The following is a 14,565-nucleotide window of genomic DNA, read 5'->3' as shown; positions in this document are numbered from 1 at the left end:
GGTCGCAGGCCACGCTAGACAGTGCTTTGGCAATCAACTAGGCATCGGCAATGAAAAACTATTTCTTGCCACAAGCTTATAACAACGCATGGGCCAATCATCGAATTCTGGAGGCTTGCGCGCAATTGCCCCCCGAGGAACTGGCGAAGCCCCGTACTGGTTTCTTCCCGTCCATCATCGAGACTCTCAATCACATCTACACGGTTGATCTTTTCTACGTCACCGCACTGGAAGGCCGGCCAATGGGATTGAACGCCTTCGACCCGGAAACTCCCTATCCCGAATTGCCCGAGCTTTCGGCGCACCAGCGCGCCATCGACCAACGTTTTGTGGATGTTTGCCGCGATGAGAAGGTTTTGGATGAAACTGCACGCGTCAGGATTCCACGTGGGGACGTGGTCCAAGTCGAGCGGTACGACCGCACGATCCTGCACTTGCTGCAGCACCAGATTCATCATCGGGGACAAGTCCATTCGATGCTTTCGGGCACGATGATCGCTCCGCCGCAACTGGATGAGTTCTTCATGGAGTGGGAGGCTGACAGATCGCTGCGGGCCGAAGATTTCGCATCTCTGAACCTGACCGAGGAAGAGGTCTGGCAGGGCCTCTAGCTCCGCGGCGGGCGCGCCTTGTAGACCGGCAACTGCCAGCCGAACAGTAGCGATCCGGCCCTCAGCGCCCAGCAGGACAGCGCGCACAGGCCCAGCGCCAGAAGCGTCTCCAGCCCCAGACGGGTGGCCACCACGGCCACCAGCGCACCGGTGAAAGCGCACGAGACATAAAGCTCGCCCTGTTTGAGCACCAGCGGCACCTCGTTGCAGACCACGTCGCGCATCAGCCCGCCAAGGCAGCCGGTGGTCACACCCATCAACACCACGATCACGCCCGACTGACCCAGCGCCAGCGCCGCGCCCGTTCCCGCGGCCACGGCGATCGACAGCGCGAAACTGTCCAGCCAGACCAACCAGTTGTAGCGGCTTTCGACAAGATGCGCGGTGAAGAACACGACCACCGCCGCCGCCACCGCGATCAGGATATAGTCAGGTTGGCCCACCCAGAAGACGGGGTGCCGATCCAGCAGCAGATCACGCACCGTGCCACCGCCCACCGCCGTCAGACAGGCGATGAAGGCAAACCCCACAAGATCCAGCTGTGCCCGGCTGGCCACCAGCGCCCCGGTCAGCGCAAAGACCAGAACCGAGGCATAGTCCAGCAGGGCCAGCCCGCTCATGTGCGGACCTTTTTCGGCTTGAACGGGCCCATGCCTGCGCGCGCCAACTCATCTGCGCGTTCGTTTTCGGGGTGGCCAGCATGGCCCTTGACCCATTCCCAGGTCACGTCATGGCGCTGTTGGGCTTCGTCCAGCCGCTGCCACAGGTCCACGTTCTTGACGGGTTTCCTGCTTGCGGTCTTCCAGCCGTTGCGCTTCCACCCGTGAATCCAGCCGGTCACCCCGTTTTTCACGTAGGCGCTATCGGTTACAATGGTAATTTTCGAGGGCCGCTCCAGTGTCTCGAGCGCGCTGATCGCGGCCAGCAGCTCCATCCGGTTGTTGGTGGTCTCGGCTTCGCCGCCGTTCAACTCGCGCTCTTTCAGGACGGTTTCTCCATCCATCGCCCGCAGCAGCACGCCCCAGCCTCCGGGGCCGGGATTGCCGGAACAGGCGCCATCGGTATAGGCAAACAGATCAGGCATGGGCCAGCACCAGAATGAAACCGTCATACGATCCGGCCAGCCCCTTTCCCATACCGGTGGTGACACGGTCAATGACGAACCCGGCCTCGATCAACGCGGTCTCGATCTCGGGGCGCGAGAAATAGGTGTAGTAGCGGTCCAGTTCGTCGCGATGCTCTCCGGTGCCCAGTTTGAGGCCCAGAAAGAACACGCCGCCCGGCTTAAGGGCCCGGTGGATGGCGGCCAGGTGTCGCGGGAAATCGGCGCGCGGGGCGTGCAGCAGGGAAAAGCTGGCATAGACCCCATCGTATTCGGCCGTTTCGGTCACGTCGTCGAACGTGCCCAGATGCGCGTCCACGCCATTTGCGCGGGCGTGTTCGACAAAGGCCGGTGTGGCGTCCAGCGCCCGAACCCGCAGCCCCTGGCGCAGAAAGAAACCGCTGTCCGAACCCGGACCCGACCCCAGATCCAGCACCAGCCCGTCGCCGACCGCCTGCGCGAATGCTGCGCGCGCCTCGATCTGTTCGGGCGGCAGCGGCACTTTCAGATAGTCGTCCACACGGGTTGTGTAGGCGTCGATGGTTCGTTTGTCGCTCACAGGAATACTCCAACGGCCAGGCAGGCGAGTACAACGGCGCTCAGCAGCAGCCGCAGTTTCATCCACCAGCGCGGGGTCAGGCCCCAAGACCAGAACAGCGCGTCCAGCACCAGCAGCCCGGCAAAGCCGATCATCAGGTTGGTACCCGCGTCGACCGGCCCGCCGCCGGTGGTGAAGAACGCCCACAGCGCTGGCAGGACCGACAGCCCATAACACAGAGCCGCCCGGCTGCCCGCGGTCTTGGTGGAAAAACCCCATAGAACGCCGGACATGAAGCTGAGGATTACCGCGCCATAAAACAGCTGCACATAGGGCCCCACGAACCGGGGACCCAGCGCGCGGCTGCCCCAGTCGTTCAGGTCTCCGCTCAGGTAGGTCAGCGCGCCCCAGACAAAGGGGATCAGACCGGCCAGGCCCAGAACCAATGGTGCGCGGGGGATGCCGCTCATGCGGGCACGCGCAGAATGCGGGGCACCTTGAACTCGACATTCTCGGTGGCGGTCTCGACGGTTTCGACGGTCACGTCATAGCGGTCGCGGAAGGCGTCGATCACCTCGTTCACCAGGACCTCGGGCGCCGAAGCCCCGGCGGTGAGGGCGATGCTGGAAATCCCGTCGAGCGCGCGCCAGTCGATGTCGGAGGCCCGCTGCACCAGCTGGGCATAGGTGCAGCCCGCCTTGGACGCCACCTCGACCAGGCGGCGCGAATTCGAGGAGTTGGGCGCGCCCACCACCAGCAGCGCATCTGACTTGGGTGCGACGGTTTTCACCGCCTCCTGGCGGTTGGTGGTGGCATAGCAGATGTCTTCCTTGTGCGGGCCGACGATGGCCGGGAACCGGTCCTGCAGCGCGGCCACGATGTCGCGCGTATCGTCCACCGACAAGGTGGTCTGGGTGACAAAGGCCAGTTTTTCGGGGTCGCGGACCTGCACCCCGGCCACATCGTCAACCGTCTCCACCAGCAGAACTTCGCCCTCGGGCAGCTGGCCCATGGTCCCGACGGTTTCAGGGTGGCCCTTGTGCCCGATCATGATCATCTGCAACCCGGCCTCGGCGTGGCGCTGGGCCTCGATATGGACCTTGGACACCAGCGGACAGGTGGCGTCGACATAGATCATCTCGCGCGCGGCTGCGGCGGCGGGCACCGATTTGGGCACTCCGTGGGCGGAAAAGATCACCGGTCGGTCATCGGGGCATTCGTCCAGCTCTTCGACAAAGACGGCTCCCTTGGCGCGCAGCCCGTCCACGACGAATTTGTTGTGCACGATCTCGTGCCGCACATAGACCGGGGCGCCCCATTTCTGCAGGGCCATTTCCACGATCTTGATCGCGCGGTCCACGCCGGCGCAGAACCCGCGCGGGGCGGCCAGATACAGGGTTAGGGGGGGCTTGGTCATGCGTCTGTCTCCTTGAAAGGGACAGGTAAGGCTTTTCCACCTGTTGGTCCAGTCAGGACAGCCTTGTCATCATGCTGACATGAAGTCCTGTTAGCCAATACCCGTTTGAGCACGGGTTCTTGATTAAAGAAGCGCGGCCAGGACACGAAGTCCTGGCCGCGCGATTGCTCCACATATGTGAGTGGTGGATGGCGGAGTTCTTATTTCCCTGCGACGGCTACGGTGCGCGGTTCATCGGACACGTCCCGCGGAGGGCGTCCGATCACGTCGCGCAAATCGTCAAGCTCGATGAAATTGTCGGCCTGACGACGCAGCTCGTCCGAAATCATCGGCGGCTGGCTGCGGATGGTCGAAACCACCGAAACGCGCACGCCCTGACGTTGCAGGCTGGCAATCAGCGGGCGAAAATCCCCATCGCCCGAAAACAGCACGATATGATCCACGCGCGGCGCAAGCTCCATGGCATCGACGGTCAGTTCGATGTCCATGTTCCCCTTGACCTTACGGCGCCCCATGCTGTCGGTGTATTCCTTGGCCGGCTTGGTCACCATGGTGAAGCCGTTGTAGTGCAGCCAATCGACAAGCGGACGGATCGGTGAGTATTCGTCGTTTTCTAGCAGCGCTGTGTAGTAGAAGGCTCTGAGAAGCTTGCCTCGACGCATGAATTCCTGGCGAAGCAACTTGTAATCGATGTCAAACCCCAGTGCTTTTGCGGCGGCGTACAGATTCGAGCCGTCGATGAACAGCGCAAGCCGTTCGTCCTTGTAAAACATTAATTTGTCCTTCCGGTATCGCTCAACGCGCGGAGGTGTCTGTGAGTGAAAAAATAAATTCGCGCATTGATCCCTTTAAAATAGGCTATTTGACCTGTATCGCAAGTATTCTCTGAACGGAATGCGGGGATAAAAGTGGTCAAATCCATGTCAAAAGTGGTCGTGGCTTTGGGGGCAAATCTCACCTTGAGAGGAAACGGGCCCAAGGTGACACTCGCACAGGCTCTCGAGGTCATGGAGGCCAATGGGTTGGTGATTCGGGCCAAAAGCCGGCTGTTTTCGACCCCCTGCTTCCCTGCGGGCGCAGGCCCGGACTATGTGAATGCAGCCGCTCTGATCGAGACGAAATTGGAGCCGCGCGGTGTTCTGGACCTGCTTCACGAGGTCGAAGCCGAGTTCGGCCGCGCCAGGGTTCAGCGTTGGGGTATGCGCACACTTGATCTTGATCTTGTCTGCTGGGACGACCGCGTTCTGCCGGACCTGGACGGATACCGCCGCTGGCTGGATTTGCCGATGGAGCAGCAGGTGCAATCCGCGCCCGAACAACTGATCGTGCCGCACCCGCGCCTGCAGGACCGGGCATTCGTGCTGGTTCCGATGGCTGATGTCGCGCCCGATTGGCGCCATCCGGTGCTGGATTTGACCGTCCGGGAAATGATCGGACAGCTGCCTGCGGACGAGGTTGCCGCCGTAACCCCTCTCTGAGCCGCCAATGCTGGGCATTTCCCGCTTGTCAAGGCAGAGATTCGCGCTTAGATAAACCCCTTCCTGACACGGATTCATTTGTGGAGAGCGCCTCATGGCCCGCGTGACGGTCGAAGACTGCGTAGACAAGGTACCGAACCGGTTCGAACTGGTGATGCTTGCCGCCCATCGTGCGCGCGAGATTTCCACTGGCGGATCGATCACCGTTGACCGCGACAACGACAAGAACCCCGTCGTGTCTCTGCGCGAGATTGCAGAAGAAACCCAGACGGCGGACGAGCTGCGTGAACGTCTGATCGAGGCCAACCAGACCCAGATCGAGGTCGACGAGCCCGAAGAAGATCAGATGGCGCTGTTGATGGGTGCAGAGTCGGACAAGCCGGCAGATGACGACATGTCCGAAGAGAAACTCCTGCGTGCCCTGATGGAGGCCCAGGGGCAGGGGTAAGCCCTGCAAGCGAAGGTGCGGACCGGATGATTTCTGTTGAAGACCTGATTGCGCTGGTCCGCAACTACAACCCCAAGACAAATGCAGATCGCATCGCCCGGGCCTATGAGTTCGGACTGCAGATGCATGAAGGGCAATTCCGGCATTCGGGCGAGCCCTATTTTTCGCATCCCGTCGCAGTCGCCGCCATTCTGACCGAACAGCGTCTGGACGATGCCACGATCATCACCGCGCTGCTGCACGACACGATCGAGGACACCAAGGCCAGCTACTCGAAGATCGCCGAGCTGTTCGGTGACGAGGTGGCGATGCTTGTGGACGGCGTCACCAAGCTGACCAACCTGCAGCTCTCCAGTCGCGAAACCAAGCAGGCGGAAAACTTCCGCAAACTGTTCATGGCCATGTCCAAGGACTTGCGGGTGATCCTGGTCAAGCTGGCCGACCGGCTGCACAACATGCGCACGATCAAGGCGATGCGCCCCGAAAAGCAGGTGCAGAAAGCGCGCGAAACGATGGACATCTACGCGCCGCTGGCCGGCCGGATGGGCATGCAGTGGATGCGCGAAGAGCTTGAGGACCTGGCGTTCCGCGTCCTCAATCCCGAAGGCCGCCAGTCGATCATCCGCCGCTTCATCACGCTGCAGCGCGAAACCGGTGACGTGATTCACCGGATCACCGGCGACATGCGGCACGAGCTTGAGAAAGCGGGGATCGAGGCCGAAGTCTTTGGTCGCGCCAAGAAACCCTATTCGATCTGGCGCAAGATGCAGGAGAAGGATCAGGGCTTCTCTCGCTTGTCCGACATCTATGGCTTCCGCATCATCACCCAGACCGAAGAAGACTGCTATCGCACCCTTGGGGCCATCCACCAGCGCTGGCGCGCGGTGCCGGGACGGTTCAAGGACTATATCAGCCAGCCGAAATCGAACGGCTACCGGTCGATCCATACAACGGTCTCGGGCCGTGACGGCAAGCGGGTCGAGGTGCAGATCCGTACCCGTCAGATGCATGACGTCGCCGAGACCGGTGTTGCCGCGCACTGGTCCTATCGTGACGGTGTGCGGACGGAAAACCCCTTTGCGGTCGATCCGGCCAAGTGGATCGCCAACCTGACCGAGCAGTTCGATACCGAGGAAGACCACGAAGATTTCCTCGAGGCGGTCAAGCTCGAGATGTATTCGGACCAGGTCTTCTGCTTCACCCCCAAAGGCGATGTGGTGAAACTGCCGCGTGGTGCGACCCCGATCGATTTCGCCTACGCGATCCATACGCGCATCGGCCATGCCTGTGTCGGGGCCAAGGTGGACGGTATTCGCGTTCCGCTGTGGACGCGGCTCAAGAATGGCCAATCGGTCGACATCATCACCGCCGACGGCCAGACCCCGCAGGTTACGTGGCTCGAGATTGCGGTGACTGGCAAGGCCCGCACCGCCATCCGCCGCGCCCTGCGCGAGGTTGACCGTGAACGGTTCATCAAACTGGGGCGCGAACTGGTCCGCGCGGGGTTCGAGCATGTCGGCCGCAAGGCGACCGACAAGGCATTGGAAACCGCCGCCAAACACCTGCGCATCAAGAACAGCGATGAGTTGCTGGCCCGCGTCGGCAGTGCCGAACTGACCGCCCATGATGTGGTGGCCGCGGTCTATCCCGACCTGACCCGCGACGAGGGCGAAGCAATCCCCTTGCGTCGCGCTGTGATCGGGCTTGAGCCGGGGCAGGGGTTTGAACGCGCGCCGTGCTGCCAGCCTTTGCCGGGCGAACGCATCGTGGGCATCACGTCTCGGGGCAAGGGCGTGGTGGTGCATTCCATCGATTGCGATCGCCTTGCCGAATTCGAGGATCAGCCGCAACGGTGGGTGAATCTTCACTGGCATACCGGCACGCATCCGGCCGCTTACGGCGCCACGTTGGAACTGACCATCGGTAATGACGCCGGCGTGCTGGGACGTATTTGCACATTGATCGGCGAGAAAAAGGCCAATATCTCGAACCTGGAATTCGTGGACCGGAAGCCTGATTTCTATCGTCTGCTGATCAGTATCGAGGTGCGGGATCTTGAACAGCTGCATTCGCTGATGCTGATGCTCGAGGCGGAAAGTGACGTGGCTGCAGTCGAACGGTACCGGGACATGACAAGCGCTGCGGTCGCAGCTGGCTGAGAAGGGGTGATCAGGAGTGGTTTTCAAGCGCCGTGATCGCCGCTCGGTACTCCAGGTCCTGTCCGAGTTGGTCTATCCTCGCGGCGGTTGGGCCCGTGCCTTCCACTATGTCAAACACCGTGTCCGTCGTCTCCCGGACTCGCCCGAGCGCATTGCCCGTGGGGTCGGGGCCGGGGTGTTCGCGTCCTTCACCCCATTCTACGGCCTTCATTTTCTGGTTGCCGCGGTCTTGGCCCGGCTGCTGAACGGCAACATCCTTGCCGCGTTGAGCGGAACGTTCTTCGGCAACCCCTTGACCTATGTTCCGATCGGCGTGGTCTGCCTGCAAACTGGGCATTTCCTGCTGGGCACCGAATACGAAGAGGGTGACACCAAGGGACTGATGGGCAAATTTGCCAGCGCGATGGGGGACCTCAAGGATAACTTCCTGGCGATGTTTTCCGATCGGGTCGCTGATTGGCACGGGCTGTCCCAATTTTATGACGACGTGTTCTTTCCCTACATGATTGGCGGCATCATTCCCGGCATCGTGGCCGGAGTGATCTGCACCTATATCAGCCTGCCGGTGATCCGAACCTATCAGATGCGGCGCCGCGCAAAGATCAAGGCGAAGTTCGAAGAAATCAAACGCTTGGCCGAAGCAAGCTCTGCCGTTCCCCGACCAAACCCGATAGGCTCGGGCGACGCGAACAAAAAGGATTCGAAGGATGTCTGACACCCCTCTGCGCCTGGGCGTGAATATCGACCATGTCGCCACCGTGCGCAACGCCCGTGGCGGCGCCTATCCCGACCCGCTTCGCGCCGCAAAGCTTGCCGAAGAGGCCGGGGCCGACGGCATCACCGCGCACCTGCGCGAAGACAGGCGGCATATCTCGGATGCCGATATTGACGGGCTGATGGAGGTTCTGTCGGTTCCGCTGAACTTTGAAATGGCGGCTACGGATGAGATGCAGAAGATCGCTCTGCGCCACAAGCCGCACGCGGTCTGCATCGTCCCCGAAAAGCGCGAGGAACGTACCACCGAAGGTGGCCTGGAAGTCGCGCGCGAGGAAAACCGTCTGGCGCATTTCATCGCGCCCCTTCGTGACGTCGGTTGCCGGGTGTCGATCTTCATCGCCGCAGACCCCAAGCAGATCGAGGCCGCCCACCGCATCGGCGCCGAAGTGATCGAGCTGCACACTGGTGCCTATTGCGACGCCCATGCCGAGGGTCGGGTGGACGACGCGCAACGCGAACTGGAGGCGCTGCGCAAGATGTCTGCCTTTGCCCATTCGCTGGGCCTCGAAGTGCATGCCGGCCATGGCCTGTCCTATGACACGGTCCAGCCCGTTGCCGCCTTCCCCGAAGTGCGCGAGTTGAACATTGGCCATTTCCTGATCGGCGAGTCCATCTTCCGGGGTCTCACCCCAGCCATTCAGGAAATGCGCCGCCTGATGGATGAGGCGCGCCAATGATCCGCTGCCTTGAAGCCTCCTTCTTCTGGATCTCCCGATGCGCTTGAACATTCCCAGGTTTCTTGTCGTCTTCGTAATCACATCGATTGCGGTCCCGGCTGTTTTGTTTGGCGTTTCGGCGGTGTTCGGAATCGACTTGTCCAGCAGTTTCCTGCCGTTCATCCCCTTTTTGGCCGCTGCGACATTCGAAGGACACCGACAGGTTCAGACGCACCAGACCATGCCGGGCAGCGGCGACATGTGGAGCGCCGCACTATGGATGGGCATCGTCGGCATGTTGACCAACCTTGTCATGGCTGGGCTGTTCTTTCTTGTCGTTCCGGGCATGTCCGAGGGATTGGCCGGTATCCCGGTGAACTTTTTGGTGATCGGTTTCACGATCACCTTTGTCGTGGCGTTTCTCATTTCGCGGCTATTCCTGTGGGTGGGCGCCCGGTCGGCGTTCAAGGCTCTTGAAAGGGCAAAGAAAGAATCGAACTCATGATACTCGGCATCGGTACGGATCTTGCGAATATCGAGCGCATTCAGGGCACGCTCGATCGGTTCGGTGACCGGTTCCGCAACCGTGTCTTCACCGAGACCGAGCAGCGCAAGGCCGAGCGCCGGCGGGATACGGCCGGAACCTACGCCAAGCGCTGGGCCGCAAAAGAGGCGTGCTCCAAGGCGCTGGGCACGGGGCTGCGTATGGGCATCGCTTGGAAGGACATGGCTGTCACCAATCTGCGCACCGGTCAGCCCGTCATGCATGTGACCGGCTGGGCCGCGGAACGGTTGAAGGAAATGACGCCCGAAGGACACGAGGCGATCATCCACGTCACCTTGACCGACGATCATCCATGGGCGCAGGCCTTCGTGGTGATCGAAGCGCGCCCGCTTGGTGATCCCGACGCGGCGGCCTTGACACCCCCGCGACCGCGCCGCATGTAACCCCCCGAGCCGAGCAAGGACTGGAGATCAGTATGGCCGAGCAAGCCAAATCCGGAAACGCCATCTGGGAGACGATCAAGACCATCGTCTATGCCCTGCTGATCGCGGGTGTTTTCCGCACTCTGTTCTTTCAGCCGTTCTGGATTCCGTCGGGGTCGATGAAACCCACGCTGCTGATCGGTGATTTCCTTTTCGTCAACAAGATGGCCTACGGCTATTCCTACGCGTCCTGCCCCAGTCTGATCATCCCCAGCGTCGGGCTCGATGTCGATGCCGAGGACATCTGCGGTTGGATGGGGGGCGACAATACCCGACTGCTGGGCGGCGAGCCCGAGCGTGGCGACGTCATCGTGTTCCGCCATCCGGTTTCGGGGCGCGACTACATCAAGCGCCTGATCGGCCTGCCCGGAGACAAAATTCAGATCAAGGATGGCGTGGTCTACATCAACGGCACCGAAGCCAAGCAGACCCCGGATGGCACTTTTACCGAAATCGCCGAGCCGCAAGGGCCTCAGCGCCTTCGGCCGCGCTGTGAAAATGGCCCGGTCGGCGTCGGCGGTACCTGTGAAAAGACCCGGATGATCGAAACGCTGCCGGGCGGCGTGTCGCATGAAATCCTGAATATCGGCAATCAGAGTACCGACAACACGGGTGTCTACACCGTGCCGGAAGGGCACTACTTCTTCATGGGCGACAACCGTGACAATTCCAGTGACAGCCGCGTGCCACAGGTCGCAGGCGGCGTCGGCTACGTTCCTTATGAAAACCTGATCGGTCGAGCCGACCGCATCATGTTCTCGTCCGCCGGGCGTTCGATGCTGTTTTTCTGGACCTGGCGCGGTGACCGGTTCTTCAAGGCGGTCAATTGAAGCTGTCGACCGACATGAAGGCGTTCGAAAAACGCCTTGGACACAGGTTCGCCAACCCTGAACTACTGGTTCGGGCATTGACCCATGGTTCGGTCTCATCTTCGACACGTCCAGACAACCAGCGGCTCGAGTTTCTGGGTGACCGTGTGCTGGGCCTTGTGATGGCCACCGCATTGCTCGAAGCGGACCAGAAGGCCACTGAAGGCCAACTGGCCCCCCGTTTCAACGCACTGGTGCGCAAGGAAACCTGTGCCGATGTTGCCCGCCAGATCGATATCGGCGCGGTTCTAAAACTGGGTAGGTCAGAGATGCTGTCGGGCGGGCGCCGCAAGCAGGCGCTTTTGGGCGACGCGATGGAGGCAGTTATCGCCGCGGTCTATCGCGATGCCGGTTTTGAGGCGGCGCAGAAAGTGATCCTGTCGCTGTGGGGGGACCGGATCCACACGGTCGAAGCGGATGCGCGCGATGCCAAGACTTCGCTTCAGGAATGGGCGCAGGCGCGCGGGCAGAAACCGCCCGCCTATGTCGAGATTTCACGAAGCGGTCCGGATCACGCCCCCGTTTTCACCATCGCGGCCCGGCTGCATGACGGATCCGAGGCCCAAGCAACGGCCGGTTCCAAACGTCAGGCGGAACAGGCGGCCGCGCAGGCTCTGCTGGATCGTCTGACAAGCTGATCTCTTCGATCGCGGCGTTACCTGCTCTTCATCTGTCCGGGAATGTCCGCGATGGCTGGCCACCTATCACGAACCGCGTCTGCAACGGCTAGACCTTGCGGCTCAAACGACCCGCAGGAACCCGGTCAGCCCGGTCTTCTGGTGTTCGATCACATGGCAGTGAAAGGCCCAGTCACCCGGATTGTCTGCGACCAGCCCGATTTCAACGACCTCGTCCTTCAACAACAGCATGGTGTCCGTCACCAGCGGCGGCAACTCTCGCAGGTTTGATCGCAACGGCACAAAGACCAGCCCGTGCAGATGGATCGGATGCAGGTTCGGAGATTCATTGCGCAGCCTCAAGACATAGCTTTTGCCCAGTTCCAGCGTCGCCAATGGCCCGACATCCGAGGAAGCATCTCCGGACCAGGGAACCCGGTTGATGGACCAGAAATTGTATCCAAGAGACCCGCAGAACCCAGTGTCCGGCAGTTCACCTTCTGGCGTCCATCCGAAGACGAATTCGTGCACCTGAGCGTTGCTGAGATCGGGCAGGGCGACCGGGTTCTTCGGCAAAGGCTTCAGTTCTCTCAGGTCTCGACCCGCGGATTGCCCGACCGATCGCAGGCTGGCCATCGTTCTCAAGGGCTGACCGGGCAGTTTGGCCACAAGGTCGACCTGTGCCCCTTCGCCGTCCGGCATCGCAACGGCATAATCCACACGCTGACCGGGGCCCAAAAGCAGAGGATCGTCGGCACTCGGCATCGGTAGTTCGGCGGTGACCGGGTGACCGTCCCACGCGGTGACCTGCGCGTTTCCGTCCGTCAGGTGCAACTTGTAGATCCGGGTCGTATCCGAATTGAGCAGTCGCAACCGCACGAGGCTGCCGGCGGCGTGGTCATAGACTGGATGCTGGTGCCAGTTCGCGGTCTGCACATTGCCGAAAGTTCCGGCTCTGGCCGCGCCCCGCTGGGTGTAGGCGGGCAGAAATGCCCCCCTCTCGTCCAGGCGAAAGTCCCGCAGGTTGATCACTTGCTCGCTGTCGAACCCGACGTTTTCAGGCTCAGCGATGACCATCACTCCGGTCAGACCGTGCGCCATCTGCTCCATCGTCATGCAGTGCGGGTGATACCAGTAGGTTCCGGCGTCTGGGGGTGTGAACTCGTAGGTGAAGCTTTCGTTCTGTCCCAGGGGCATCTGGGTCAGATAAGGCACGCCATCCATATCATTGCGGATGCGCATCCCGTGCCAGTGCATCGAGGTATAGTCGGACAGAGTGTTTTTGACCGTCAGTCTCATCGCTTCACCCTGACGTCCAAAAAGGACGGGCGGAGGAGCGTCGGGGCTCAGGCTGACCATTCCTTGCGTAGGCTGGTCCCGAAATATGTAGCTGGCGCTTTGAACCACCAGTTCCTGATCGGAGCTATCGGACGCGAATGCAAGTCCACCCAAGCCCGCGGCCCCCATTGCGGCGCCGCCCGATAAAAGAAACTCCCGTCGTCTCATGCCTGATCCTCAAGATGCGGGTCTGCGGCCTGGCTGGGATCGGCTTGGCCTGTGCGCCTGTCCTGCCACTCCCGTACCGGCCCGGCAATGCGACAAATGCCTCTGGCCCGCTGTGCCTTTCTGCGATAGGGATGCGCACTTGAAAACAGGATCACCACACAATGACGACACGCGCCGGATTCATCGCCCTGATCGGAGAGCCCAACGCAGGCAAATCCACCCTTCTGAACCGCATGGTCGGGGCCAAGGTCTCGATCGTGACGCACAAGGTGCAGACAACGCGCACCCGGATCCGCGGCGTCGCCATGGAGGGTGATGCGCAACTGGTCTTCGTCGATACGCCGGGCCTGTTCAAACCTCGCCGCCGGCTTGACCGCGCGATGGTCGCGGCGGCCTGGGGCGGCGCGGCCGATGCCGACATCATCGTGCTGATGGTCGAAGCGCATCGCGGTATCACCGAAGGCGTCGAGCGCATCCTGGATGGCCTGTCCGAGATCGCGCAGGGCCGCAAGGTGGCGCTGGCGATCAACAAGATCGACCGGGTCGAGGCCCCGGCGCTGCTGTCACTGACCCGCGACCTGAATGACCGTTTTCCTTTTGCCGAAACCTTCATGATATCGGCCGAAAAGGGCCACGGCGTTGATGACCTGCGCAAATGGCTGGCGCAGCAATTGCCCGAAGGCCCCTGGCTCTATCCCGAAGACCAGATCGCCGATCTGCCGCTGCGCATGATCGCGGCCGAGATCACGCGCGAGAAGCTGACCCTGCGCCTGCATCAGGAACTGCCCTATCAGCTGACGGTCGAGACCGAGAACTGGGAAGAGCGCAAGGATGGCTCGGCCAAGATCGACCAGATCATCTATGTCATGCGCGACGGCCACAAGGGCATCGTGCTGGGCAAGCGCGGCGAGACGATCAAGGCCGTCAGCCAGGCCGCCCGGGCCGAGTTGGAGGAATTCCTTGATCGCAAGGTCCACCTGTTCCTGCAGGTGAAGGTCCGGCCCAACTGGCTGGAAGAGGCCGAGCGCTACTCGGAAATGGGGCTGGATTTCAAAGACGGCAACGCATGACCCGGCTGACGGCCGAGTTCTGGGTCCACGCCTACCTGGCCCGGCTGCGCCTGCACGAGATCCCCGCCTACGTCGTAAGCCATGGCGACGACACTGCCGGCGCGGTTCTGGTCAAGCTCAACACGCTCGACGGAAATGCCACCGCCTTTCAGCGCAGCTTCGACCTGCTCAGCGGCGCGCGCAAATGGATCGAGCTGGCCAAAGGTCCCGAGGCCGAGGTGGACGAGGCCATCGCCCGTCAGCGCAGCTTTGACCCCGACCTCTGGGTGATCGAGGTCGAAGACCGGCAAGGCCGGCATCTGTTGAACGAAGAGGGGCTGGACTAGGGCT

The 14,565-nt window shown here is 61.6% G+C and carries 19 protein-coding genes; 12 read left to right on the top strand and 7 right to left on the bottom strand.

The genetic code is table 11. From position 1 onward, the window contains the following. Window positions 1-50: 50 nt before the first annotated feature. Complete coding sequence (locus AC2FNZ_RS00360) at window positions 51-611, top strand: DinB family protein (protein ID WP_496839178.1); 561 nt, start codon at window positions 51-53, stop codon at window positions 609-611. Here the strand turns inward: AC2FNZ_RS00360 and AC2FNZ_RS00355 are convergent. The 6 genes from AC2FNZ_RS00355 to AC2FNZ_RS00330 form a co-directional block, all read right to left on the bottom strand. Further along, a complete protein-coding gene (locus AC2FNZ_RS00355) occupies window positions 608-1,231 on the bottom strand; it encodes a trimeric intracellular cation channel family protein (protein ID WP_093965252.1) in 624 nt (207 codons plus the stop codon). The genes AC2FNZ_RS00360 and AC2FNZ_RS00355 overlap by 4 nt on opposite strands. After that, window positions 1,228-1,695 (bottom strand): ribonuclease HI, encoded by a 468-nt coding sequence (gene rnhA / locus AC2FNZ_RS00350; RefSeq protein WP_496839177.1) that lies wholly within the window; start codon window positions 1,693-1,695, stop codon window positions 1,228-1,230. Before rnhA ends, AC2FNZ_RS00355 begins: the two co-directional genes overlap by 4 nt. Further along, the gene (locus AC2FNZ_RS00345; RefSeq protein ID WP_496831636.1) at window positions 1,688-2,272 is read right to left on the bottom strand and encodes a class I SAM-dependent methyltransferase; all 585 of its coding nucleotides are present in this window, start codon (window positions 2,270-2,272) and stop codon (window positions 1,688-1,690) included. Before AC2FNZ_RS00345 ends, rnhA begins: the two co-directional genes overlap by 8 nt. Next, a complete protein-coding gene (locus AC2FNZ_RS00340; RefSeq protein WP_496839176.1) occupies window positions 2,269-2,721 on the bottom strand; it encodes a DUF3429 domain-containing protein in 453 nt (150 codons plus the stop codon). Before AC2FNZ_RS00340 ends, AC2FNZ_RS00345 begins: the two co-directional genes overlap by 4 nt. Next, the gene (gene ispH / locus AC2FNZ_RS00335) at window positions 2,718-3,668 is read right to left on the bottom strand and encodes a 4-hydroxy-3-methylbut-2-enyl diphosphate reductase (RefSeq protein ID WP_496839175.1); all 951 of its coding nucleotides are present in this window, start codon (window positions 3,666-3,668) and stop codon (window positions 2,718-2,720) included. Before ispH ends, AC2FNZ_RS00340 begins: the two co-directional genes overlap by 4 nt. A 200-nt stretch (window positions 3,669-3,868) precedes the next feature. Beyond that, the gene (locus tag AC2FNZ_RS00330) at window positions 3,869-4,441 is read right to left on the bottom strand and encodes a LabA-like NYN domain-containing protein (RefSeq protein WP_093965260.1); all 573 of its coding nucleotides are present in this window, start codon (window positions 4,439-4,441) and stop codon (window positions 3,869-3,871) included. Window positions 4,442-4,576: 135 nt separating this feature from the next. Between AC2FNZ_RS00330 and folK the strand changes: the two genes are divergently transcribed. The 9 genes from folK to rnc all read left to right on the top strand — a co-directional run bounded on the left by folK (window position 4,577) and on the right by rnc (window position 11,680). Then, the gene (gene folK / locus AC2FNZ_RS00325; RefSeq protein ID WP_496839174.1) at window positions 4,577-5,146 is read left to right on the top strand and encodes a 2-amino-4-hydroxy-6-hydroxymethyldihydropteridine diphosphokinase; all 570 of its coding nucleotides are present in this window, start codon (window positions 4,577-4,579) and stop codon (window positions 5,144-5,146) included. 94 nt (window positions 5,147-5,240) lie between these two features. Beyond that, window positions 5,241-5,594 carry a DNA-directed RNA polymerase subunit omega gene (rpoZ, locus tag AC2FNZ_RS00320; protein WP_093965263.1) on the top strand — a complete coding sequence of 118 codons (354 nt, stop codon included), beginning with the start codon at window positions 5,241-5,243 and terminating at the stop codon, window positions 5,592-5,594. 26 nt (window positions 5,595-5,620) lie between these two features. Continuing rightward, a complete protein-coding gene (locus tag AC2FNZ_RS00315) occupies window positions 5,621-7,753 on the top strand; it encodes a RelA/SpoT family protein (RefSeq protein WP_093965265.1) in 2,133 nt (710 codons plus the stop codon). Window positions 7,754-7,769: 16 nt separating this feature from the next. Beyond that, window positions 7,770-8,468 carry a DUF2062 domain-containing protein gene (locus AC2FNZ_RS00310; protein WP_496839173.1) on the top strand — a complete coding sequence of 233 codons (699 nt, stop codon included), beginning with the start codon at window positions 7,770-7,772 and terminating at the stop codon, window positions 8,466-8,468. Then, window positions 8,461-9,207: a pyridoxine 5'-phosphate synthase gene (locus AC2FNZ_RS00305; RefSeq protein ID WP_093965268.1), complete on the top strand. Its 747-nt coding sequence runs from the start codon at window positions 8,461-8,463 to the stop codon at window positions 9,205-9,207. Before AC2FNZ_RS00310 ends, AC2FNZ_RS00305 begins: the two co-directional genes overlap by 8 nt. 37 nt (window positions 9,208-9,244) lie before the next feature. Beyond that, window positions 9,245-9,691: an ABZJ_00895 family protein gene (locus AC2FNZ_RS00300; RefSeq protein ID WP_093965269.1), complete on the top strand. Its 447-nt coding sequence runs from the start codon at window positions 9,245-9,247 to the stop codon at window positions 9,689-9,691. Continuing rightward, complete coding sequence (gene acpS, locus AC2FNZ_RS00295; protein WP_093965271.1) at window positions 9,688-10,134, top strand: holo-ACP synthase; 447 nt, start codon at window positions 9,688-9,690, stop codon at window positions 10,132-10,134. Before AC2FNZ_RS00300 ends, acpS begins: the two co-directional genes overlap by 4 nt. Window positions 10,135-10,166: 32 nt before the next feature. Further along, window positions 10,167-11,003, top strand: coding sequence for a signal peptidase I (gene lepB, locus AC2FNZ_RS00290; protein ID WP_170342658.1), 837 nt, complete (start codon window positions 10,167-10,169; stop codon window positions 11,001-11,003). After that, a complete protein-coding gene (gene rnc / locus AC2FNZ_RS00285; protein ID WP_496839172.1) occupies window positions 11,000-11,680 on the top strand; it encodes a ribonuclease III in 681 nt (226 codons plus the stop codon). The genes lepB and rnc overlap by 4 nt, the downstream gene beginning before the upstream one ends. A 102-nt stretch (window positions 11,681-11,782) precedes the next feature. On the opposite strand, the gene AC2FNZ_RS00280 is transcribed toward rnc, so the two are convergent. Next, window positions 11,783-13,126 carry a multicopper oxidase family protein gene (locus tag AC2FNZ_RS00280; protein WP_496839222.1) on the bottom strand — a complete coding sequence of 448 codons (1,344 nt, stop codon included), beginning with the start codon at window positions 13,124-13,126 and terminating at the stop codon, window positions 11,783-11,785. A 200-nt stretch (window positions 13,127-13,326) separates the two neighbouring features. Here AC2FNZ_RS00280 and era point away from each other — a divergent pair, with 200 nt between their 5' ends. After that, window positions 13,327-14,235 carry a GTPase Era gene (era, locus tag AC2FNZ_RS00275; protein WP_170441975.1) on the top strand — a complete coding sequence of 303 codons (909 nt, stop codon included), beginning with the start codon at window positions 13,327-13,329 and terminating at the stop codon, window positions 14,233-14,235. After that, window positions 14,232-14,561, top strand: coding sequence for a DUF1491 family protein (locus AC2FNZ_RS00270; RefSeq protein WP_093965279.1), 330 nt, complete (start codon window positions 14,232-14,234; stop codon window positions 14,559-14,561). The genes era and AC2FNZ_RS00270 overlap by 4 nt, the downstream gene beginning before the upstream one ends. Window positions 14,562-14,565: the final 4 nt, after the last annotated feature.

This window comes from Ruegeria sp. SAZA006 (assembly GCF_059613465.1).
Note: the sequence above shows the minus strand (reverse complement) of the source record. Positions and strands in the feature narration are given on the sequence as shown.

Bases quoted from the DNA above. Each gene is read 5' to 3' on its own strand.
- rpoZ (WP_093965263.1), top strand. From the start codon at position 5,241: ATGGCCCGCGTGACGGTCGAAGACTGCGTAGACAAGGTACCGAACCGG.
- AC2FNZ_RS00360 (WP_496839178.1), top strand. From the start codon at position 51: ATGAAAAACTATTTCTTGCCACAAGCTTATAACAACGCATGGGCCAAT.
- AC2FNZ_RS00280 (WP_496839222.1), bottom strand. From the start codon at position 13,126: ATGGGGGCCGCGGGCTTGGGTGGACTTGCATTCGCGTCCGATAGCTCC.
- rnhA (WP_496839177.1), bottom strand. From the start codon at position 1,695: ATGCCTGATCTGTTTGCCTATACCGATGGCGCCTGTTCCGGCAATCCC.
- ispH (WP_496839175.1), bottom strand. From the start codon at position 3,668: ATGACCAAGCCCCCCCTAACCCTGTATCTGGCCGCCCCGCGCGGGTTC.
- AC2FNZ_RS00355 (WP_093965252.1), bottom strand. From the start codon at position 1,231: ATGAGCGGGCTGGCCCTGCTGGACTATGCCTCGGTTCTGGTCTTTGCG.
- lepB (WP_170342658.1), top strand. From the start codon at position 10,167: ATGGCCGAGCAAGCCAAATCCGGAAACGCCATCTGGGAGACGATCAAG.
- AC2FNZ_RS00270 (WP_093965279.1), top strand. From the start codon at position 14,232: ATGACCCGGCTGACGGCCGAGTTCTGGGTCCACGCCTACCTGGCCCGG.
- AC2FNZ_RS00315 (WP_093965265.1), top strand. From the start codon at position 5,621: ATGATTTCTGTTGAAGACCTGATTGCGCTGGTCCGCAACTACAACCCC.
- AC2FNZ_RS00340 (WP_496839176.1), bottom strand. From the start codon at position 2,721: ATGAGCGGCATCCCCCGCGCACCATTGGTTCTGGGCCTGGCCGGTCTG.
- era (WP_170441975.1), top strand. From the start codon at position 13,327: ATGACGACACGCGCCGGATTCATCGCCCTGATCGGAGAGCCCAACGCA.
- acpS (WP_093965271.1), top strand. From the start codon at position 9,688: ATGATACTCGGCATCGGTACGGATCTTGCGAATATCGAGCGCATTCAG.
- AC2FNZ_RS00300 (WP_093965269.1), top strand. From the start codon at position 9,245: ATGCGCTTGAACATTCCCAGGTTTCTTGTCGTCTTCGTAATCACATCG.
- AC2FNZ_RS00330 (WP_093965260.1), bottom strand. From the start codon at position 4,441: ATGTTTTACAAGGACGAACGGCTTGCGCTGTTCATCGACGGCTCGAAT.
- AC2FNZ_RS00305 (WP_093965268.1), top strand. From the start codon at position 8,461: ATGTCTGACACCCCTCTGCGCCTGGGCGTGAATATCGACCATGTCGCC.